This is a genomic window from Salinimonas sediminis, assembly GCF_003429285.1.
GTDB lineage: Bacteria > Pseudomonadota > Gammaproteobacteria > Enterobacterales > Alteromonadaceae > Alteromonas > Alteromonas indica.
This window is the reverse complement of sequence record NZ_CP031769.1, coordinates 1185259-1206756: the sequence shown is the minus strand read 5'-3', so window position 1 is coordinate 1206756 and position 21498 is coordinate 1185259. Positions and strand designations below refer to the sequence as shown.

General features: G+C 47.6%; 19 protein-coding genes. 10 read left to right on the top strand and 9 right to left on the bottom strand.

Annotated elements, in window-relative coordinates; genetic code table 11:
- Nucleotides 1-3 precede the first annotated feature (3 nt).
- The gene (locus D0Y50_RS05450; RefSeq protein WP_117315882.1) at nucleotides 4-315 is read left to right on the top strand and encodes a Rossmann-fold NAD(P)-binding domain-containing protein; all 312 of its coding nucleotides are present in this window, start codon (nucleotides 4-6) and stop codon (nucleotides 313-315) included.
- A gap of 112 nt (nucleotides 316-427) precedes the next feature.
- Nucleotides 428-1117, top strand: coding sequence for a VIT1/CCC1 transporter family protein (locus D0Y50_RS05445; protein ID WP_117315880.1), 690 nt, complete (start codon nucleotides 428-430; stop codon nucleotides 1115-1117).
- Between the two features lie 149 nt (nucleotides 1118-1266).
- Here the strand turns inward: D0Y50_RS05445 and D0Y50_RS05440 are convergent, their stop codons facing one another.
- From D0Y50_RS05440 to D0Y50_RS05430, 3 genes are all read right to left on the bottom strand, one after another.
- Entirely contained in the window at nucleotides 1267-1527 is a 261-nt protein-coding gene (locus D0Y50_RS05440) for a hypothetical protein (RefSeq protein ID WP_117315878.1), read from the bottom strand.
- 36 nt (nucleotides 1528-1563) lie between these two features.
- Nucleotides 1564-2292 carry a class I SAM-dependent methyltransferase gene (locus tag D0Y50_RS05435; RefSeq protein WP_117315876.1) on the bottom strand — a complete coding sequence of 243 codons (729 nt, stop codon included), beginning with the start codon at nucleotides 2290-2292 and terminating at the stop codon, nucleotides 1564-1566.
- A 145-nt stretch (nucleotides 2293-2437) separates the two neighbouring features.
- Nucleotides 2438-2761: a hypothetical protein gene (locus tag D0Y50_RS05430; protein ID WP_117315874.1), complete on the bottom strand. Its 324-nt coding sequence runs from the start codon at nucleotides 2759-2761 to the stop codon at nucleotides 2438-2440.
- 666 nt (nucleotides 2762-3427) lie between these two features.
- Between D0Y50_RS05430 and D0Y50_RS05425 the strand changes: the two genes are divergently transcribed.
- From D0Y50_RS05425 to glpQ, 3 genes are all read left to right on the top strand, one after another.
- The gene (locus tag D0Y50_RS05425; RefSeq protein WP_108566483.1) at nucleotides 3428-4138 is read left to right on the top strand and encodes an SDR family oxidoreductase; all 711 of its coding nucleotides are present in this window, start codon (nucleotides 3428-3430) and stop codon (nucleotides 4136-4138) included.
- A gap of 366 nt (nucleotides 4139-4504) precedes the next feature.
- Nucleotides 4505-4885: a lactoylglutathione lyase gene (gloA, locus tag D0Y50_RS05420; protein ID WP_108566482.1), complete on the top strand. Its 381-nt coding sequence runs from the start codon at nucleotides 4505-4507 to the stop codon at nucleotides 4883-4885.
- Between the two features lie 13 nt (nucleotides 4886-4898).
- Nucleotides 4899-5936 (top strand): glycerophosphodiester phosphodiesterase, encoded by a 1038-nt coding sequence (glpQ, locus tag D0Y50_RS05415; RefSeq protein WP_108566481.1) that lies wholly within the window; start codon nucleotides 4899-4901, stop codon nucleotides 5934-5936.
- A 64-nt stretch (nucleotides 5937-6000) separates the two neighbouring features.
- Here the strand turns inward: glpQ and D0Y50_RS05410 are convergent, their stop codons facing one another.
- The gene (locus tag D0Y50_RS05410) at nucleotides 6001-6873 is read right to left on the bottom strand and encodes a flagellar protein MotY (protein WP_108566480.1); all 873 of its coding nucleotides are present in this window, start codon (nucleotides 6871-6873) and stop codon (nucleotides 6001-6003) included.
- A 200-nt stretch (nucleotides 6874-7073) separates the two neighbouring features.
- Between D0Y50_RS05410 and rnt the strand changes: the two genes are divergently transcribed.
- Both rnt and D0Y50_RS05400 read left to right on the top strand, forming a co-directional pair.
- Nucleotides 7074-7718, top strand: coding sequence for a ribonuclease T (gene rnt, locus D0Y50_RS05405; protein ID WP_117315872.1), 645 nt, complete (start codon nucleotides 7074-7076; stop codon nucleotides 7716-7718).
- 566 nt (nucleotides 7719-8284) lie between these two features.
- The gene (locus D0Y50_RS05400; protein ID WP_108566478.1) at nucleotides 8285-8479 is read left to right on the top strand and encodes a (2Fe-2S)-binding protein; all 195 of its coding nucleotides are present in this window, start codon (nucleotides 8285-8287) and stop codon (nucleotides 8477-8479) included.
- 225 nt (nucleotides 8480-8704) lie between these two features.
- Here D0Y50_RS05400 and D0Y50_RS05395 read toward each other — a convergent pair whose 3' ends face one another.
- From D0Y50_RS05395 to D0Y50_RS05375, 5 genes are all read right to left on the bottom strand, one after another.
- On the bottom strand, nucleotides 8705-11587 hold the full coding sequence (locus D0Y50_RS05395) for a TonB-dependent receptor (protein ID WP_117315870.1): 2883 nt from the start codon (nucleotides 11585-11587) through the stop codon (nucleotides 8705-8707).
- Nucleotides 11588-11842: 255 nt separating this feature from the next.
- Nucleotides 11843-12934, bottom strand: a complete 1092-nt coding sequence (locus D0Y50_RS05390; protein ID WP_108566476.1) for a FecR family protein — start codon at nucleotides 12932-12934, stop codon at nucleotides 11843-11845.
- Nucleotides 12931-13488 carry an RNA polymerase sigma factor gene (locus D0Y50_RS05385; protein WP_108566475.1) on the bottom strand — a complete coding sequence of 186 codons (558 nt, stop codon included), beginning with the start codon at nucleotides 13486-13488 and terminating at the stop codon, nucleotides 12931-12933. The genes D0Y50_RS05390 and D0Y50_RS05385 overlap by 4 nt, the downstream gene beginning before the upstream one ends.
- 274 nt (nucleotides 13489-13762) lie before the next feature.
- On the bottom strand, nucleotides 13763-16354 hold the full coding sequence (locus D0Y50_RS05380) for a TonB-dependent receptor plug domain-containing protein (protein ID WP_117315868.1): 2592 nt from the start codon (nucleotides 16352-16354) through the stop codon (nucleotides 13763-13765).
- Between the two features lie 345 nt (nucleotides 16355-16699).
- Nucleotides 16700-17050 (bottom strand): Grx4 family monothiol glutaredoxin, encoded by a 351-nt coding sequence (locus D0Y50_RS05375; RefSeq protein ID WP_108566473.1) that lies wholly within the window; start codon nucleotides 17048-17050, stop codon nucleotides 16700-16702.
- A 394-nt stretch (nucleotides 17051-17444) separates the two neighbouring features.
- Between D0Y50_RS05375 and sodB the strand changes: the two genes are divergently transcribed.
- The 3 genes from sodB to D0Y50_RS05360 all read left to right on the top strand — a co-directional run bounded on the left by sodB (nucleotide 17445) and on the right by D0Y50_RS05360 (nucleotide 21498).
- Nucleotides 17445-18029, top strand: coding sequence for a superoxide dismutase [Fe] (sodB, locus tag D0Y50_RS05370; protein ID WP_108566472.1), 585 nt, complete (start codon nucleotides 17445-17447; stop codon nucleotides 18027-18029).
- A 224-nt stretch (nucleotides 18030-18253) separates the two neighbouring features.
- Nucleotides 18254-20176 (top strand): PrkA family serine protein kinase, encoded by a 1923-nt coding sequence (locus D0Y50_RS05365; protein ID WP_117315866.1) that lies wholly within the window; start codon nucleotides 18254-18256, stop codon nucleotides 20174-20176.
- Between the two features lie 35 nt (nucleotides 20177-20211).
- On the top strand, nucleotides 20212-21498 hold the full coding sequence (locus tag D0Y50_RS05360; protein ID WP_117315863.1) for a YeaH/YhbH family protein: 1287 nt from the start codon (nucleotides 20212-20214) through the stop codon (nucleotides 21496-21498).

Sequence of the window (21498 nt, the reverse complement as noted above, 5' to 3'; positions counted from 1 at the left end):
TTCTTGCAAACTGACTTTATTGACGTGTCTTCTGTGGGCTACGGTAAGGTTCTAGCTCTAGAGCACGCGGATGCGGCCGCCACCTATAAGTCACAATATAATAATTATAGCCATATTCAGCCTGATGGCCCCAAAAAGTTAGCGCAACTGATTGTTAATACTGCAGTCCTTGGTCAACGCCCTGCCCGTCTCGTGGCCGGTTCAGATGCGCTTTCAATGTCTCGTGATACGCTAAAAAATCGTATGGAAGAGTTAAAAAAGCGAGCTGATCCGGCCGTATCAACAGATTTTCAGGAAGCAAAATCACTTTTTTAATCGCCACAGAAAATGTAGTTTTACTTACCAGGAAGGGGACCTGACAAGCCCATAAATTCATCCACACGCTAACTGAGAGCGTTAGCTGTAAGCGGAACCGGCGAGAAACTCTATGATTCATAGTGAAATACATCGATCCCACCGCGTTGGGTGGTTACGCGCAGCGGTACTTGGTGCAAATGACGGAATTGTATCTACGGCAAGCTTAATTATTGGCGTTGCAGCTGCAAACACTGCACATGAAGGCATACTTCTCGCTGGCGTTGCAGGTTTAGCTGCCGGCGCGATGTCTATGGCCGCTGGTGAATACGTTTCGGTTAGTTCTCAATCAGATACCGAAAATGCCGATCTTGCAATTGAGAAAAAATCGCTGGAGCAGAATTTTGAATCTGAAACAGCGGAGCTTGCAAAAATATATGAAGGCAGAGGGCTTAAACCGATACTGGCGAAACAGGTTGCTGAGCAATTAATGGCTCACGATGCTCTTGGCGCTCATGCCAGAGATGATATCGGTATCTCAGAGCGTGTTAGCCCTCAGCCCATTCAAGCAGCGTTCTCTTCGGCAGGCGCTTTTACCCTAGGTGCTGCACTGCCATTAGTGGTGGCATGGTTTGTATCGGGTACGTTACTTATACCGGTTGTCGCAGCGTTGTCTTTGCTGTTTCTTGCCGTTCTCGGAGGGGCTGCAGCGCGTGTAGGCGGCGCGTCAATTACTATGGGTGCTAGCAGAGTTGCATTTTGGGGTGCGCTTGCAATGGTACTTACAGCAGTTGTAGGTGGATTATTTGATGTGATTGCATAATAACGGCTTTATTAACGTTGGGGCATGTTGGTGAGTATAGATAGTGCCTTACCTATGGCGTGTGGGCGATAATCGCAAAGCGCTCACGTGTTTGCGTCCGGCTGACCGAAGGGAATGAACGGAACGAAGGGAATGATAACAGAGTATTGTTATGTGGTTGTCTTTCTCGCTAATTCTCGCAATATATTTATAGTGATAAACTCTTCGCTGGTTGTATATCCGTAAACCTCAATAGCAATGCATGGCTTATTGAACATCAATAGAAATTGATTCAGATACTCTTTATCTTTGCCACTGGCGAGCTCATTTAATGTTTTTTCGCATACCAGCACACCTTGTGGAGTACTTCGTTCCTTAGCAGAGTGAAGCAAAAACCTGACTTTTTCTGCGAAAATCTTTCGCGTCTGCATTTAAGACACCTAACGCCGCGCTCTGCGGAACATTTGTCAAACAGCAGTGCTGTTTACGGACCCCTCGTCTGGGGCACGTTTTGAAAGCCACGCGTGAAGCAAACCAGCCTGGAAAAACAGCACTGGAAGTTCAAAACCTCCTGACTTAATTATTGCCGCAATCCTGTTAGCAGGGAGAACCCCCACATCATTAGCATAGGCTTTACGCTTGCGGTCTATCCCCTCGGGTGGAACATCCGATGCCGTCATCATATTCATCCAGGCATGCAGCAATATTTCATATTCGGCGGTTTCTACGTCCGAAGCCAAATCAGAGCTGGCAAGGATTCCTTCTGGTTTTAGATTGCCCGATATTTCTCGAAAGAATCCAGACCGAGCTTGTTGATCCAGGATGAATTGAGACACCAAAAAGCAAGTGGCCGCATCATGCAGAGCGGCGGATGAGAGTGTATCGAGATAGCCTTCATGAAAATAGCAACGCGAGGCAAACCCTTCCCTTTTCGCCCGTTGCCGACAAATATCCAGCATTGATCCGGAAGGCTCTACTACCGTAAATTGCCAGCTGGGGTTGCCTTTGGCAAGGTGACCCAACTCTGCCCCCGTACCCACCCCGACACAGAGAATCCGAGCGTCAGCAGGCAAGCGGGTAAACAGCGACGCTAAAAGAAAGTAGAGGCAATCATTAATCGGTGCTGATTTCGCCCACTGCGCATCGTAGTTGGCTGCCTGTTTATCGAATAATGTCTTAATGTCGTCTTGGTGCATTCGGTTCTCTACGTTTTTTCAGCCTAACGTCTAGCTTTGGCGCACAAAACTGTGGGATACAATACCAAGCGAAGCACAGGAGCCTATGTGTTATTTTCCAGCGAACGCAGTGAGTGTGTTGATTGGCTTGTTAGCCACGCTTTGCTTACGAAGTACTTTTTTGAAACTTACGCATAGCTCTGACGACATTGATAATAGGCAATACCGAGAAGATAACAAAAATAGCTATAAACAGTAAAAGGTTTAAATAAGCTAAGTAAACCAAAGCCCCAGCTAAGAGTAGTACTACACCTGATAATAAAAAGCTATTGCCTACGTATTTGCAGAAAGCAGGGAGGTCGGCAATTTTAGAAAAATCGATGCCGTTAAGCACATCTGCTTTTTGCTTGAAGGTAAGCAGATAGCCTATGAGTAAATATACAAAACCACTCAAGCAAGATATTGAAAGTATTAAAAAGCTGGCTTCCATAAAAAGTCCTTTTTTTATTGGCTAACACCTTACTATAAAGCCCTCTCAGTAGTTACACATCACCTTATGGGCGTTAATAAATGGCTCAAAGTCCCCTCTTAGAGAAAACAAGAAAAGCGCTTGGAGCGAAGCACTACACAATTCAAAATGAAATAACCTATGTTTTGTGGCTTAAGCGATTCATTCTGGTTAATCAGCAGCGCCATGTAACGTTATCAAAGCAAAATCTGACATTGTGCGCAATTTTTTTATATAAAAGTATGGGTTTAAGCAATAGCTAAGAGTGTCACCAGACGCCGAAATAGCAAGCGCCCTTTAACGAGTACCTATTGTTCTGCCCTACGAAAAAGTATTGGCTATTATTAGCTATAGGAGCAAAAAATACCGACTGGGCTGTTTGCTACTGGGTAGCAGGAGATTAAGAAAAGCTAGATGGCTAACTGCGCATACAAGACATCGATTGCCCAGCTAAGCGCGACTTTGTATTTCGCGGCAAAGGTGGCAAAAAGAACCTGGCAATTTTCAAACACGCATAGGGTAATACCGAAGACATTATCCTTTACACAGCGAGGTGCCACTTTTGATAATCTGTTACGCATACGTATGTTGATAGGCCTTTAACGCTGAATCGATTACTCTTTCTTGTTTTACCGTAGGGATAGAATCATGAGCGAACATTATGCATTAACAAATAAAGTGGCTATCGTTACCGGCGGCGCCAAAGGGTTGGGTAAAACCCTGACCGCCAGTTTGCTAGCCAAAGGCATGAGCGTGGCTATCTGTGGCCGAACCGCCGCGCCTATTCAACACACGGTAGAAACATTCAATGCCAAATACCCGGGGAAAATTGCAGGTTTTGTATGCGATGTCAGCCAAGCGGAACAGGTTAACGGCTTCATCGACAAGGTAAGGTCAACCTTTGGTGATATTCATGTACTAGTGAATAACAGCGGATTCGGCAAGGAAACACTTATTTGGGAAACCACTGAAGCCGACTGGGACGCGGTAATGAACACCAACGTTAAAGGCGCGTTTTTGATGAGCAAAGCGGTGGTCCCAGGCATGATAAACTCGCGTGAAGGTTTTATCGTGAATATCGCTTCGCAGGCCGCCTTAAACGGCTATGCCAACGCAGGCGTGTACTGCGCGTCGAAATTTGCCATGGTGGGGCTGGGCAAAGCATTGCAAGAAGAGGTTCGCGAATATGGTATTCATGTTCATTCACTCAACCCAGCGTTGATTCAGTCGCAAAAAACTCCCGATGAACCGCTGGACAGCGGCCTGATTCAAAACCAGGATTTGGCCGATATGCTGATATATTTACTACAGCAGCCACGCCGGCTAAAAATTGACAACATCGGTATGTGGGGGTTTTAATTACGTTTAACACAGCCGCTTTTCTACTTTGTGTATGCCAGCGTTCCGTATTGTTGAACCCTGGCTTTGCCGTGTTTTCGCCTTGGCGGCCCTCCCCTCTTTGCGACTCTATGGTAAAACTCATTTATCGTGCCCCCTGTCGCAATCTGTTCATAGTCAGCGCTTATAGTGATACGAGGTGCTAAAGATACTTCTTAGAGATGTTGCTTCAGGGTGATGGTAGGCCATGTGTTGGCGATGATTGCAAAACCTCGTGTCACACCGGATTTAATTTACCCTGGCGTGCTTACTCTGGATAGTGTCTCGTTATCATTATTATATACAGTCAATATATCTCGCCAGTAACGGCGTTATCAGGAGAGCAAAATGCGAATGCTGCATACGATGTTGCGGGTTACTGACCTTACCCAATCGCTGGATTTTTACATCAACAAAATGGGCATGACGTTACTTCGCCAGTCTGACAATATTGACCATGAATATACGCTGGCATTTGTAGGCTATGGTACGGAAGCCGACCACGCTGTACTTGAATTGACCTACAACTGGGGAGTTGAGCATTACGAATTGGGCAATGCCTATGGCCATGTGGCCATTGCGGTTGAGGATATTTATACATTTTGCACCAAGTTACAAACGCTGGGTGCCGATGTTTATCGTTCTCCCGGGCCGGTAAAAGGTGGGTCAACCGTAATTGCATTTGTGCGCGACCCCGACGGTTACGCTATTGAGTTAATTCAGGCTTAAGGAGATTATTATCATGCTTGGCACCGGTTTATCAGCGCGTTCGCTGGCCCTTCGACTTGTACTTCCTCTTGTAACACTACTGGGTATCGCATTTAGCAGTTATAGCGATGCTGTAGAGATCATTGCCCATCGCGGCGCCTCGGGTTATTTACCCGAACATACGCTGGAATCCACCACACTGGCATATGCACAGCAACCTGACTATATTGAGCAGGACGTCGTACTGAGCAAAGATAACATTCCCGTAGTACTGCATGATATCCATTTGGAAACGGTGACCAATGTCGAGCAGCTATTTAAGGAAAGAGCGCGCCAGGATGGTCGCTACTATGCTATCGACTTTACCCTGGCTGAATTACGTCAGCTTAGGGTGCACGAACGACAAAATGCCCGCCAGGAAGCGGTTTTTCCTCAGCGTTATCAAGGTAACCGGGCCCAGTTTGGTATAGCGACCCTGGCAGAGCATAGTGAGTTAATCACGCAGCTTAACCGCCAAACCCGCCAGCAGATTGGTCTTTACACTGAAATCAAGTCGCCAGCATGGCACCGCGCCCAAGGCGTCGATATCTCTCGCATTGTATTGGCTGAAATGAAACGTCTTAATTTGCTTGAGGGAACTATCCCGCTGGTTATTCAGTGTTTTGATTTTACAGAAACTCAGCGAATTCGACGTGAACTCGGATATACGGGTATGTTGGTTCAGTTGGTGGCCGACAACAGTTGGCATGAATCCGACACTGACTATGACTGGCTGCTTAGCGAAGAGGGTCTCGAAGCGGTGGCGGAGGTGGCCGACGGCGTAGGTCCATGGATTCCTCAACTTGCCGATACCAGTACAGAAAGGGTGCTCTGGCAGCTAAGTCCGTGGGTAGCCAATGCCAAAAAGCACAACTTACTCATCCACCCTTATACGTTTCGCGCAGATGAGTTGCCAGCGGGGGTCACGGCCCCTGCGTTGATCCGCTTTTTGGTGGAAGAAGCCCGGGTAGATGGTATTTTTACCGACCAGGTGCCGCCGGTTAAGGCCTTACTCGCCAACCCAGAGGGCTAATAGTGCCAGGGCCAGACGAGCGTCTAGCCATCAAGTGCGAGCTATAATAGTACTGCGGTGCGCATTAGGTTTTGGATAGCCTGACCACTACGCGGCGGTTAAGCGCCCGGGTATCGCTGGTTGTATTGGGGGCAATATGGCGCTTTTCGCCGTGCCCGGAAACCTCAATGCGGTCATCAGCTACCCCTAGCGCAGTCAGGTACCCTTTAATTTCGTTAGCCCGTTTAATCGATAGCTGTTCGTTATTCCAGCGCCCACCATAGCTATCGGTATACCCATCCAACAACACCAATTCAAGGTTGCTGTCTTCTTTTAAATATTCACCAATCATCTGTAAGCGACGTTCAGAGTATTTGGTTAAATCTGTACTGTTTTTCTCATAAGACAGCACGGTGTAGGCGATATCTTCAAAGCTATATGGCAATAATTGAGAGACACAATTAACAAATTCCTGGTACTGCGGCATGAAGTTACTGGCATTCAAGGCCACGGCTACACTATCGTGCCGGTTATACCAGTCCTGATAATAAATAGTTGGCCAGAACCCCTTTTCCAGTTCGCTTAGCATGGTCCAGGCAGCGGCCTCTGGTAAGTCGCCATGATATTGCTTGCGTAACTGCATTTGCGCGATTTCGCGGGGGGCTTGACCCGGCATCCAGGACGGCGGCACCGCATACACTGCCGCTATAGCGAATTTTTTTGGTAACAAAGACATTTGCATGTCAAATTCCATATTCAGCTGCTTTGATGCCACACTGACAAATTTTGCTTCGCCATACCCAGGTACCTGGTGGCTTAGTTCGCACTGCAAACGAGAGGCACTTTCCAGCGCCCAGTCAGAACTTTCCACCGATGCAGAGTATTGCCGCATTGCCCCGCTCACCGGCAGGGCGCAGAGTAAACTGAACCCTATAACCAGGGTATGCCTGAATTTCATGCTATTTCCGCCATGCTACTGTGTATGTCTAGATATCGTCCATATCAGAGAAAAGTTTAGCACACAATTCCACCACTACCGTATTTACACGCTGCTTAACCCGGGCAAAGCTGGATATACCCGCTCATTACTGAGATAATTTTTATTCATTCGCAGCCGCGATACATTATTGAGCACCAACAGGAGCTATGTCGGATCCTATGACAGATCAAAAACCTACTTTGTCCACCCGCTTTCGCGGCTACTTTCCGGTAGTCATTGACGTAGAAACCGCGGGGTTTAATGCGGGTACTGACGCGTTGTTAGAAATTGCAGCGGTGACAGTACAAATGGACGATGCTGGTAACCTGTATCCTGATGAAACCTTCCACGCCCATGTTAATCCGTTTGAAGGCGCCAACCTTGAGCCGGCTGCCCTGGAATTTAATGGTATTGATCCTCACTGCGCTTTGCGCGGCGCTATCGAAGAATCGGATGCGATGAAAGCACTGTGTAAGACCATTCGCAAAGCGCAGAAAAATGCAGGATGTCAGCGTTCAGTAATTGTGGCCCATAACGCCACTTTCGACCAAAGCTTTGTTAATGCAGCTATCGCAAGAAGCGGGATTAAGCGTACCCCCTTTCATCCATTTGTATCGTTTGATACCACCAGCCTAGCGGGCTTAGCGCTTGGCCAAACGGTGTTGGTTAAGGCCTGCCGGACGGCGGGTATTGCGTTTGACCAAAACGAAGCCCACAGCGCGCTTTATGATGCCAGCCGAACCGCAGACTTATTTTGTTTTATGGTTAACCGCTACAAAGCCCTTGGCGGGTGGCCTTTAGCACAGCCCGATAAGCCTGAATAGGCTGTGTTGGCGCACAGTCCTTAGAGCAGGCTTCGCTAGCGCATTGGCAGCCTGCTAACATTCATCATTGGCCTGCATGCTGTGAGGCAATGCCGGGGATCGCATGCCTGCTTACAGCCAGCTTTGCGTTCCGCTCAGCCTTACCCTCCCCCTTCCACTGTTTTATTTTTTGAATAGCGCGCCGCCCGCCTACACACTGTTGCCACTTAGCCGTAGGTTATAAGCTTTGTACCTGAAGACGCGCGTTCAGTCGCTATGGACCTGCGTGAAACAAGCTCCCAGAGCCTTGTATAGCCTTTTATAGCCCTTTGTAGTAGGTAGGTATAAGTAGGTAGATATAAGTACATAGGTGTCTGCGTTATCAGCGGAAACGCTGAATCTTGAGTAGGCCATATACGCTGGTAGAGAGGCGTTAAAAACAGACGGTTCGCATTGGTTCCCCTGCTGGGTTCAAAATTCCAGCGGCTACCGTTAGATTAAACGAGAATGATTTTCATCCAAAGTATCTTGCAAATTATGTAAATGGCAATTATTATCATTTGTAACGATAGTGAAGAGGTTATTTTATGTACGTATGTATGTGCTACGGCGTGACAGACAAAGCAATAAAAAAAGCAGTTGAAGCCCATGGCGCAGGTAACCTTCGTGAACTACGAGAAGTATTAGAAATAGGTAGTCAGTGTGGTAAATGTATATCTATGACGCAACAAATTATCGATGCCACCATTGTCGATGAGTCGCTATTTAAAGAAGTGTGCTAACAGAACCTGTAGCATCTGATTAAATCGCTTTACGTCTCTTTCCCGGCTAATTAGCCACTTCACATCGTGCAAGCTCCTTTCTACCCCTTTACACCCTCTCCAATCTGCCCGTGGTTTAATCCAGGCTGTTTTTTTTATAGCTGATTGTCGGTACCTACTTACTCCTGTTTTGTTTGCGCTTTTGACCGCGCGCTATATCCATACTGCTGCTATTTAGCCCCGACATTAAAAGGTAAAGCGCGCTTCGGCGTAATAAAAGCCACCATTAATACCGCTTGGGGCTGTAGCAGGATAACGCGCGCCCACTTCCGCACTGTACGGATTATCCTCAGGCTTAATATCCAACAGGTTTTTCGCTCCTACTGCCAGAGTAAGCTGTTCAGTACTCAGCCAGTTTATTTCAGCGTCAAGCACAGTCACCGGTTTACCATAAATATCCAGGCCGGCAGCAGCATCTAAATGATCTTCATAATAGCTTCCATAATAACTGGCGCGCCAGATAACAGAGAACGTCTCCCAAAACTGCTTCAACGTGAATGTGGCCCGGTGGGCCGGTAGATTATCTTCCAACATTCGAATGCGGGACGTGGTCAGGTTAGGTGCTAACAGGTCGTCTGTATTACCACTGGTAACGGGATAAAGCCGAATACTGTCTACTTCGGTATGGGTCCAGTTATAGGCTGCGGTAATTTCGTGGGAAATTGTGCCTGTAGTAAAGCCATAATTAAAAACAATATCCAGCCCTTGCGTATGGGTATCAAAGTCGTTGGTAAAATACTTGGCTGCCCCGTATTCAGCCGCCTCTGTTACCCCTTGCTGGTTCAGCACAGCAATATCGGCGGCAGTGAGTGCAATCGCCGAGGTGGTACTGATGCGATCACGTAAGCGTATGTCGAAAAAGTCGATGGTCATATATAGCTTATCGCTAAACATGGCAACCGCCCCAAAGCTGGTATTCACCGACTCTTCCGGACGTAGGGCACTGGCGCCTAACTGACGGGATACCGGGTGTGTAGGTGGTAACGTAGCCTGATCCTGCAGCCCTTGAGCCGAGTAGGCAGTCGTCACATTAATGACATTACTCTGTCCTACCGTAGGAGCTTTAAAACCCGTGCTGACAGAGCTACGCAAAGCATAGACAGGATTTAACTGGTAGCGGGCAAAAAATTTACCGTCAAAGGTGCCGCCAAAATCTGAAAAATGCTCCATCCTGATAGCCAGTCCGGCGTTTAATGCAGAAGTAAGCTGCGTTTCAGCATCCGCGTACCATGCCCAGTTATGGCGGCTCCAATGCCCCGCTGATTGCGGCTGATAGCCTGGGAAACCGTTAGAGCCGATACTAAAACCTTGTGAACGTTGAGTATCCTGATTGAAGGCGAAGGGCCCGGCCGCATAAGACATGCTATCGCCCGCCCGTTGGTGATAAGACTCCCGACGCCATTCAATACCCACACCCAGGTTTACCGGATTAGGTAAGCCCAGCATCAACGGCCCGGAAAAATCCAGATTCACCGTGCGCTCAATTTGTGCCACCCCGCCTGGCGAAAAGGACAAAGGTGACATTGGCCCTAAAGAAGGATTCACCGTTTGCTCAAGCTGATAGACTATATTTGAATAGCCAGTGCCGATGCTCATATCGTACTGCCAATCATTTGCCCAGCGGCCACGCCAACCGCCAAACAAGGAAGCATCTTCAATGGTGCCACCAAATCGGGGGGTAAATCCGCCGGGGAACCATTCATTAAAAGCAAAGCAGTTTGCCCCTAGCGCCGTACTATTATCGGCAATCTGCTGGTAATCAGCTTGCTGGAGTACGTTGTCACTATTGATGATAATATCAGGACAGGCAATTCCCTGGCCTAACCCATCGAGGTCGGCAATCAATAACGCCCGCCCCGCGGCTGTCGGCTTACTGAATACGCCATCGCGAAAGTGCGGATGGCGAAAATAAAAACCGCCCCCGGTTTTTCGTTTCGCCAGGTTGGCAAATGCATATAGTTCACTGTCAGCGTCCAGCTGGTAACCAAAATTACCGGCGGTTTTATAATCGTAATCAACCTCTAGCGAGCCCCATACCTGAGCCGGATTTGGCACGCTGGTATTGCCCGCCTGGGTGAGAGCCATCGCATCAGCACGCTGAACCGTGCGCGAGGTGGCTTGTTGTTGGCGAAACTCTAAAGACAGGTTAGCAAAGCCTCGGTCTAACAACGGCAGCCCGAGGTTTGCCTGAAACTGAATTAACTCCCCGTCGCCCTCGCTATACAAGCCGGTTTTAAGCGCAATATTGCCGCCTTCATCAGCATCTTTAAGAACAAAATTAATGACCCCGGCGATAGCATCAGAACCATATTGCGCCGCAGCGCCATCGCGTAACACTTCAACCTGCTGCATGGCGCTGGCAGGCAGAACTGAGATATCCGGCCCCTGCGCACCGTCAGATAACCCCCCGCCTAGAAACGTGATCACTGCTGAACGATGACGCCGTTTGCCATTAAGTAACAATAACGTGTGGTCTGAAGCCATCCCGCGTAAGTTGGCCGGCCGTACCAGGCTGGTAGCATCATTAATAGGTTGGTCATTAACATTAAGGGAGGGGACGGTAGCGGCCAGCATGCCCAGTAAGTCAGCACTGCCCTGCGCTTTAAAGGCATCTTCAGAAAGGATATCCAAAGGCACCGCTGAAGATACCACCGAACGTGCGGTATTGCGGGAGCCGACAATGGCAATACGCTCTAATGAAAAGGTTTCTGTATCACTGGATTTCTTTTGTTTTGGTACGCGGGGAGCGGGCGCCGGGGCGATATCATTCACATGCTTTACGGTAAGCATGCCGCTGGCATCCACTTCTACTGCCAGTTCGGTATCTTTTAACAGGGCCTGCAGGCCTTCCTGTAGCGTAAAGCTACCCCGCAGCGCATTTGCGGTTACCTGCTGGGCGAGATCATAGGAGAACAACAAAGTGGTATCGGCCTGGCGGGCAAATTCAGTCAACGCTTCATCTGCACGCTTTGCAGTAATTGAAAAAGTAATTTTGTCAGCGGCCAGAGCCGGAAATCCCCATCCAGCCAGCGTGCACCACACCGCCACCACAAAAGAATAGCCTTTCATGGTTATATATCCGGTACGCTGGGGCATACACCAAGGCATCTACCAGGCCACGTAAATAGACTATCACCAGCCGGGTTCCACCCGCTAATGCCGTCTATCGCCAAGCTGCTGGCTGCAAATACTGTAATAAAAGACAAACCGCGAGATTGCAACGTGTTCGAACACCTGAGGAATTTCATTAATACTGTCACAAAGTTGCAGCAAAAAACAATAGTTAGCAGGCCAGGCATGCCACTGACCTGTTTGCTTTAGATGCTAACCCGCTGACACCGGCGGGGTAATTTCTTTCAGCTCTATGGTCATGCCGCTTACCCGTTTATGCTCGATATTAAAACTGTTTTTTAATGCAAACAGCAAGCCGCTGATATCACCGACTTTGAAGTATCCCGCTACTCGCTTCTGCTTAAGGTTTTCATCGGCGATTTTAAACGTGACTGGCGTATACCGACCGATCTCCTTTAATGCATCTTCCAGTGGTTCACCTTTAAATACAATCATCCCCTGTTGCCATGCTAAATCTTGCTGCATAGCATCGCTGGTCAGACTTTGCCGCTGGTCAACCTGCCCCCTGATGTTGGCCTTTTCACCCGCCGTTAACAGCTGACCACTGGCGGTAGCGTCAGGGTTAATCAATGCTGTGGCATCGCTGGCATCCTGGGCACTTGTGGTATCCCGGACTAACACCTTGCCTTCGGTCACGACCAGCTCGAATGCATCGGTATCGGTCAGTTGCATATTAAATGCGGTGCCGATGGCGGTAACGGTATTGGCGCCGGCTTCTACTACAAACGGCCGGTAATGATCATGTGCAACCGCAAAGTGGGCTTCACCTTTTTGTAGCACGATACGGCGTACGCCGCCGCTGAAGTCGATATTGATAATAGAATTAGTATTGAGCTGTACATAACTGCCATCAGCGAGTTTAACAGTACGCTGCTCGCCAATGGCCGTAGCCAGCCGTCGGCTTACCTGAGCCGTGGTGTTATCGGTGCCCATCAGCCATGACCAGTCACTGATAAACCCCAGGAACAGCACGACAATCGCCACGGCGGCGGCACTGCTATAGCGGGCCTGCCGTTTCCATTTAGCGGCGTGGTCTTTGCCTGAGGACAGTGTGGCTTGGGCAGATTTTAACGGGTACAACCCACTGAGCTCATTCATTACGCTCATATCGTCCCACAAGCTAGCCAACTCAAACAAAATACGGCGATGCCCGCTGCTGGCGGCAAGCCATTGGTCAAGCTGCTGAATTTCGCTGTGAGTTAAACCTCGATCGACCCGGCTTATCCATAACGATGCTTGCTCGTAGATATCCTGTTTTGGGGTAAACTGACTGACATTACTCATCGGCTGCGTACATCCTGGCTGTTGGCTGATGAACCCGTAGAAGGTGTGTCATCGGCCAGCTCAGCCAGATAACGGGAACACAACAGCAAACCTTTTGCTACATGCTTTTCTACGGTGCTTTCGCTAAGCCCAACCAGCTCGGCGATGTCTTTTTGTTTCATGTCGTACACTTTTTTAAGCAGGAACACCCGCTTTACCTCAGCTGATAGTGTATCGGTGGCGCGGCAAAAATGAATAAAACGCTCTTTGCTTTCGACGTTTTTTTCCAGGCTATGACCAACCAAATCGTAGGGTAATGCATCCATATTTTCGACGGCATCATTTAATTGCACCGCGGCACTGGCAACATGGTTCAGCGCCAGGTTTTTCACTGTACGCAACATATAGGTGCGCTCGTAGCGAATCTCTTGTTTAAGTTGCGCTTCGTAACTTTTAATGAAGGCTTCTTGCACAATGTCTTCAATATCGTCTTTATTGACAATAGTGCTTATCGCGCGCATTAATTTTGAGCGGTACTTTATATAAGTATCCGCTATTGTCGACTTCTGGGTCATAGATAGCGTCTAAGGTGTGTCTCATGGACTTTACAAACCGGCTAATAATGCAGCAGCCAGGTCGTCTTGTCATTCTATTTTATGATTATCAATACGGTTTGTACCCACCCAATCCGGGCCTGCGGCCCACTACAGGTAAAACCAAATGGTAAACAGGTTAATGTAGCAAAACACTCTCTACGTTAATGCTTTGCTACATCCACTACAGGAAGCGACCCTGGTCGCCTCCTGCAATGAAAATAAAGGTACTTGTTCTTACTACCTGTTAGTTAAATTAAAATGTATAAATCCCGCGCAGGTAATAGAAACCACCATTGATACCCATAGGCGAGGTGACCGGGTATTTAGCGCCAGCAATTTCATTATCATACAGCGTATTTTCGTCTGGGTATTCATCCAGCGCGTTCTTCGCTCCTACCACTAACTGCAGGTCGTCGGTAAAGTGGTAAGCCACTTCCACGTCGACAGTAATTTCACTGCTGATATTATCGATGGGCAAGGCTGAATCCAGATGGTCCTCATAAGTACTTCCGAAGTAGTTCAAACGCCCCAATACGCGCCAGTCTCCATTCGTATGATTGGCAGTCAGACTCCAGCGAACCGCTGGCAGGTTATCTTCCAACATGCGGATACGCTCTGCCGAAATATTGTCCGATGCTTCATCCACTACCGTCGAGGTCCAGTTATAGGCAAGAGAATATTTGGTATCTCCTCCGAACATTTCCTGGCTATAGTTTGCTACCACATCAACCCCTTCTGTAGTGGTATCGAAGTCGTTGGTGAAGAAACTGACTTCGGTAAAGCTCGAGGCATCACTCACGCCCTGCGCCAGCAGTTGGGCGATGTCTTCTTCGGTAAGCTTAATACCAGAAGTGGTACTGATACGGTCAGTCACTTCAATATTGTAATAATCAACCGTTAGGAACAGGCCACTATCGAACTCTGCCACCATGCCCAGGCTATAGCTGGTAGATTCTTCAGGGGTCAACACTGACCCGCCTTTTTGCACTGAAATAGGATCAGTAGGAGGCAACGTAGCCCGGTCAATAAGCTCGCCATCAGTACCAAACGCCGTGGTCACGTTACGCACATTAGACTGGCCAATGGTAGGGGCTTTAAAGCCTGTGGAAACCGCGCCACGAAAGGCAATACTGTCAGTGGCTTGCCACCGAGCTGATATCTTACCTTTGGTGGTATCACCAAAGTCTGAGTAGTCTTCATAACGCACTGCACCAGCCACCATAAAGTCGTCGCTCAGAAATACCTCAGCATCCAGATAAAACGCGATATTGTGGCGCGAAGCATCACTTTGGCTACGCGCTGACAAACCAGGGAAACCGTTTGAACCAATGCCAAACCCCTGTGCCGCTAATGGGCCAATTTCGTATGAGGCAGTATCACCGGCTAAACTTTCATAGCTTTCATGGCGATACTGGAAACCACCAGCTAAAAACAGGGGCTCTGCCAAACCAACATCAAACGGCTTATGCAAATCAAAATCAAAAGTCTGTTCTGACTGGGTATATTTGCCAGGTTTAAAGGAGGTGGGGGTTTGCGGCCCCAAAGACGGGTTCAGGGTATTGGAGATAGCGAAGTCAACTTCGTTTTGTCCTAAGTTAACACTAACATCATAGCCTACTTCGTTAGCCAGCTCACCGCGGGTACCAAAGACCAACGACATGTCGGTAATCGTGCCGCCAAACCGTGGAGTAAAACCACCTGGGAACATTTCATTAAAGGCAAAACAGTTGGCCCCTACTGCGGTGCTGTTATCGGCAATAAGGCCATAGTCAGCATTGTCCAACACGTTGCCATCGGTGATACGCACCGTCGGGCAGCTAATACCATTATCCAGGCCGTCCAAATCACCTACCAATAGCAAAGGTGTGCCATCGGTATCTACCCCACCATCGTATACACCGCCACGGGTATGCGGGTTACGGTAGTAAAAGCCGCCTTCAACTTCGCGCTCTGCATAGTTACCGAACATATATGCCTGCGCAGAATTACTAAGATCCAGGCCAAGATTAGCAAACAATTTAATGTCATCTTTTATTTCGGGATTACCCCAAATTTGCGCCGGATCTTCTACAAAGGTGTTGCCCGCCGCAATCAGCGCCGCTGCATCATCGCGCTGGACGCTACGCGATGTAGGATCCGCAGTTCGGTATTCGGCAGTCAAATTAATAAAGCCATCATCACTTAATGGCAAACCTACGTTTCCGGAGATTTGCATCATGTCACCATCGCCTTCGTAATAAGAGCCATACCGTGCTTCTACTACGCCGCCTTCACTATTGTCTTTTAGAACAAAGTTAACAACACCAGCAATCGCATCAGACCCATATTGCGCGGCTGCACCATCACGCAACACTTCCACCTGCTTAAGGGCAGTGGCCGGGATAACCGAAATGTCCGGGCCCTGCGCACCATCAGATAACCCACCGCCTAAAAAGGTGATAACTGCCGAGCGATGACGCCGCTTACCATTGACCAGCACCAGGGTATGATCAGACGCCATACCACGCAGGTTAGCCGGACGTACCAAGCTGGAAGCATCATTGATGGGCTGGTCGTTTACGTTAAAGGAGGGCACCACGGTTTGTAACATCGACACCATGTCGGTGGAACCCTGGTTTTTAAATTCTTCATCAGAAATAATATCAATCGGTACCGCCGACTCGCCCACCGAGCGTGGAGCGCCGCGGGTCCCTACGATTGCTATTTGCTCAACATCCTCAGGCGCCTCTGCCTGATTCGTTTGTTCCTGTGCCGAAGCGGTATTTAATGCCAGCACAGAAAATGCCGCCGATGCAGTCAGTACGGCTCGTACATTTTTTGTTAGTAACGATAGTATAGTGTTCATTATGGATTCCCCGGATTTTTATGATGGCCTTTACTGCGCAGTGGGTGGCAAATTCTTATTATTATTTCGGCGCAGTAAAATATCTTTTTACCTTATAGGTGTTGACCAGCAAAAGAACTGCCCAACCTCTTTGTTATAAAAGGTAAAACCGGGTAAAACAAATGTTTTGAGACGAAAAATTTATTTATTTTTGCAGCGTAGAGGATTTGCGCTACTGACTTGTCTATAAGGTTATCAGCGGGGTTTACGCGAAATGCAGTGGGCCAGTTTTACGCTGATTTATTGTTTCCCTGACAATAAAAAAAACCCGGCTTCTGCCGGGTTTTTTATACATAGAACAGTTCGTTATTCAGCGCTTTTATGCTTCTCTGCCGCCTCTTTTACCAACGGCTGAAGTTCATTTTGCTGAAACATCTCAATAATAATGTCACAGCCGCCAACTAGTTCGCCTTCAACCCATAATTGAGGAAAGGTTGGCCAATTCGCATATTTAGGTAGTTCTGCACGGATATCCGGATTTTGCAGAATATCAACGAAAGCAAACTGTTCACCACAGGACATCAACGCTTGCGAAGCCTGGGCAGAAAAACCACAGCTAGGTAGTTTTGGAGAACCTTTCATATAAAGAAGAATAGGGTTTTCCGCTATCTGCTCTTTAATCTTTTCTACGGTTGCTTCTGGGGTCGTATTTTCCATCTCATCCTCACTGGTGGTCGCAACTATCGATAGCCGTTATATAGGGTCTGGTTGCGCGTATTTCAAGTCGTCACATTATACCACAGGGGCGCACCCCAATGTCACTACCGCCATATAAACATCAATACAGTATTCGCAGGCTGTTTTTGCCAAAAGAGTGATCTTAAGCGCAGGGTAGGATCTATGAGAATAGCAGTAATGTCGTACGCCCAATGATAACTCACCACGGTGAATAACCTGCTTTTACAGGTAAATTCACAAATTTGTCATTGGGTTATACAAAAACGCCCATATATTTTTGTATAGTTGAGACCGATGTTGATGCTCTTCCTTTACACCATTGATTAAAGGCGACCGGCACAACACTAAATTATCACCAACATGGAGACGCGTAATGGCTTTTGAATTACCAGCATTACCTTATGAAAAGAATGCCCTGGAACCTCATATCTCAGCAGAAACGCTGGAATATCACTACGGTAAACATCATGCTACCTATGTATCTAAACTGAACGGTTTGGTGGAAGGTACTGATATGGAAAGCCAAAGCCTGGAGGAGATCATCAAGTCTTCTAAAGGCGGTCTTTTCAACAATGCTGCACAGGTATGGAACCATACCTTTTACTGGCATTGCCTTAGCCCAAATGGTGGCGGTGAACCTACTGGCGAACTGGCTGAAGCGATTAATGCCAAGTGGGGCTCATTTGCTGACTTCCAAGCGGCATTTAACGACAAAGCCACTGGCAACTTCGGTTCTGGCTGGACCTGGCTGGTAAAAACAGCAGATGGCTCAGTCGACATCGTCAACACTGATGATGCAGACACCCCAATTGCAGGCGAAGAATACACGCCAGTCCTGACCTGCGATGTATGGGAGCATGCGTACTATATTGATTACCGCAACGCACGTCCTAAGTACCTGGAAAATTTCTGGGCACTGATCAACTGGGAATTTGCGGCAGAAAACTTCGCTAAGTAAGTTTTTATAGCACCCGATTATTAAGCCCGCCATTGTTGCGGGCTTTTTATTATAGCCACGTATAACGTGATTAATACCGACCTGCAAAACTGTCAAAAGTTCCCTTTTTCGATAGATCGTTTACTTTGACCCTATTCCTAAAAATCGTTTAAAAAAAGTATCGCTTTTCAAAATACCGACTAAGCTGAAATTACGGGGATCCGGTTTCTGACTTTGAGGTACTCATGAGTATTTTCGAACACTACCAGCAGCGCTACGAGGAACGTCAGCAAGAAGAATTCACCATCCAGGAGTTTCTGGAGATTTGCAAAAGCGACCCAACAGCTTACGCAAATTCCGCCGAACGCCTTCTACAGGCTATTGGCGAACCAGAAATGATTGATACATCAAACGACCCGGCGCTTAGTCGAATCTTTTCTAATCGGGTTATCGCCCGCTATCCTGCCTTCCATGAATTCTACGGAATGGAAGAAGCCATTGAACAAATCGTATCTTATCTGCGGCATGCGGCGCAGGGTCTGGAAGAGAAAAAGCAAATCTTGTATTTACTGGGGCCCGTAGGTGGCGGCAAGTCATCTTTAGCCGAACGGCTAAAAGAGCTTATGCAGAAAGTGCCCATCTACATGCTTAAAGGCTCCCCGACCAACGACCATCCATTTTGTTTATTTGATGTGGCTGAAGACGGGCATATCCTGGAACAGGAATACGGTATTCCGAAGCGATACCTTAAAACCATTATGTCACCCTGGACCCGTAAACGGTTGCATGAGTTTGGTGGCGATATCAGCAAGTTTAAGGTGGTGCGGGTATATCCATCCATACTGGATCAAATTGGGATCGCGAAAACAGAACCCGGTGATGAAAATAATCAGGATATTTCTTCACTGGTAGGTAAGGTTGATATTCGCCGTCTCGAACAGTTTGCCCAAAACGATCCCGATGCCTACAGCTACTCGGGTTCGCTATGTAAAGCTAACCAGGGGTTAATGGAGTTCGTCGAAATGTTCAAAGCACCCATCAAGGTGCTACATCCCTTACTAACCGCTACCCAAGAAGGAAATTACAATCCTACTGAAGGGTTTTCTGCGCTCCCCTTCGATGGCCTCATTTTAGCCCATTCCAACGAGTCAGAATGGCAGACTTTTAGAAACAACAAGAATAATGAAGCATTTTTGGACCGGGTATATATTGTCAAAGTCCCTTACTGTCTGCGCTTATCTGAGGAAATAAAGATTTATCGTAAGTTACTGGATAGTAGTGAATTAAATGGTGCCCCATGCGCTCCTGACACGCTCGAATGCCTGGCGCAGTTTACCGTGCTGTCGCGGCTCAAAGAGCCAGAAAACTCCAGCCTGTATTCAAAGATGCGGGTTTACGACGGCGAAAGCCTGAAAGACACTGACCCGAAAGCGAAGTCGTATCAGGAATACCGCGACTACGCCGGCGTGGATGAAGGTATGGAAGGGTTATCTACCCGCTTTGCTTTTAAAATACTATCCCGGGTTTTTAATTTCGATCATCAGGAAGTGGCTGCGAATCCGGTGCACCTGTTTTATGTACTGGAACGGCAAATTGAACGTGAACAATTCCCGCAAGACACCGGTGACCGCTACAAAGAGTTTTTAAAAGGCTATTTAATTCCTCGCTATGTAGAGTTTATCGGTAAGGAAATTCAAACCGCTTATCTGGAGTCCTATTCCGAGTACGGCCAAAACCTGTTTGACCGTTATGTTACCTATGCCGATTTCTGGATTCAGGATCAGGAATACCGGGATCCGGAAACCGGCCAATTATTTGACCGTGAATCGTTAAACGCAGAGTTAGAAAAAACCGAGAAGCCGGCCGGAATATCCAACCCTAAAGACTTTAGGAATGAAATTGTCAACTTTGTACTGCGCGCACGCGCACATAATGGTGGCAAAAATCCGGCTTGGACCAGCTATGAAAAACTGCGCACAGTCATTGAGAAGAAAATGTTCTCAAATACCGAAGATTTGCTTCCGGTCATTTCATTTAATACCAAAGGTTCTACCGAAGATAAGAAAAAACACGATGATTTTGTCAACCGTATGACGGAAAAAGGCTATACGCAAAAACAAGTCAGATTGCTGTGTGAATGGTACTTACGTGTAAGAAAAGCCTCGTAAACACCCTTCCATTAGCAGACACATAGTAGGTGCTTATGGCGCATTTTATTGACAGAAGATTAAACAGTAAGGGTAAGAGCACCGTTAACCGACAACGTTTTATTCGCCGCTATAAACAGCAGATAAAACGGGCGGTATCGGATGCTATCGGCCAGCGTTCGGTAACGGATTTAGAAAGTGGTGAGAAAATCAGTATTCCCGCCCGGGATATTAGTGAACCGGTGTTTCATACCGGCAAAGGCGGCAAACGTTCTGTGGTGCATCCTGGTAATGATCAGTTCACTGCTGGCGATAGAATTGAGCGTCCACCACAAGGACAGGGTGGCGGTGCTGGCGAGGGAGATGCCAGCAATAGCGGTGAAGGCGAAGACGAATTTGTGTTTTCAATTTCTAAAGATGAATACCTGGATCTGCTGTTTGACGATCTGGCCTTACCCAACCTGAAAAAAAGCCAGTTTGATAAAGTTGTCGAATACGAAACTTACCGGGCTGGCTACCAAACGGATGGCGTACCCAGCAATTTGGACATTGTGCGCTCGTTAAAAGGTTCAGTAGCAAGGCGTATTGCGCTTACTGGCACTTCGCGAAAAAAATTGCGAGAACTGGAAGAAGCATTAGCTGCGCTGCAAGAGGACAAACACGACAACACGTTGGCTATTTTAGCGTTGGAACAGGAAATTGACGTCTTACGCAAAAAAATAGCCCGGGTGCCTTTTATTGATACCTTTGACCTGCGTTTTAAAAATTATGATAAACGCCCTGTGCCTACCAGCAAAGCTGTGATGTTTTGCTTAATGGACGTTTCGGGTTCGATGGATCAGGTTACGAAAGATATGGCCAAACGATTTTATATTTTGCTGTATCTTTTTTTAACCAGAACCTATGAAAATGTAGAGGTAGTCTATATTCGACATCATACACAGGCTAAAGAAGTTGACGAGCATGAGTTTTTCTATTCGCAAGAAACCGGCGGTACTATAGTATCCAGCGCGCTCAAACTGATGGACGATATTGTTAAAGCGCGCTATTCGGATGCAAACTGGAATATCTATGCCGCCCAGGCGTCGGATGGCGATAACTGGGCTGACGATTCCCCTTACTGCCGGGATTTACTGCTAAACCAAGTATTACCGGTCACTCGCTATTTTGCGTATATCGAAATCACTGAGCGTCAGCACCAAAGTTTGTGGCGAGAATACCAACAGGTCGCGTCATTAAGTGACAACTTTGTGTGCAAACATATTCAAACGGTCAATGATATTTATCCGGTATTCAGAGAGCTGTTTGCCCGTAACGAGCAGGCTGCCACTTCAGGAGGCTAA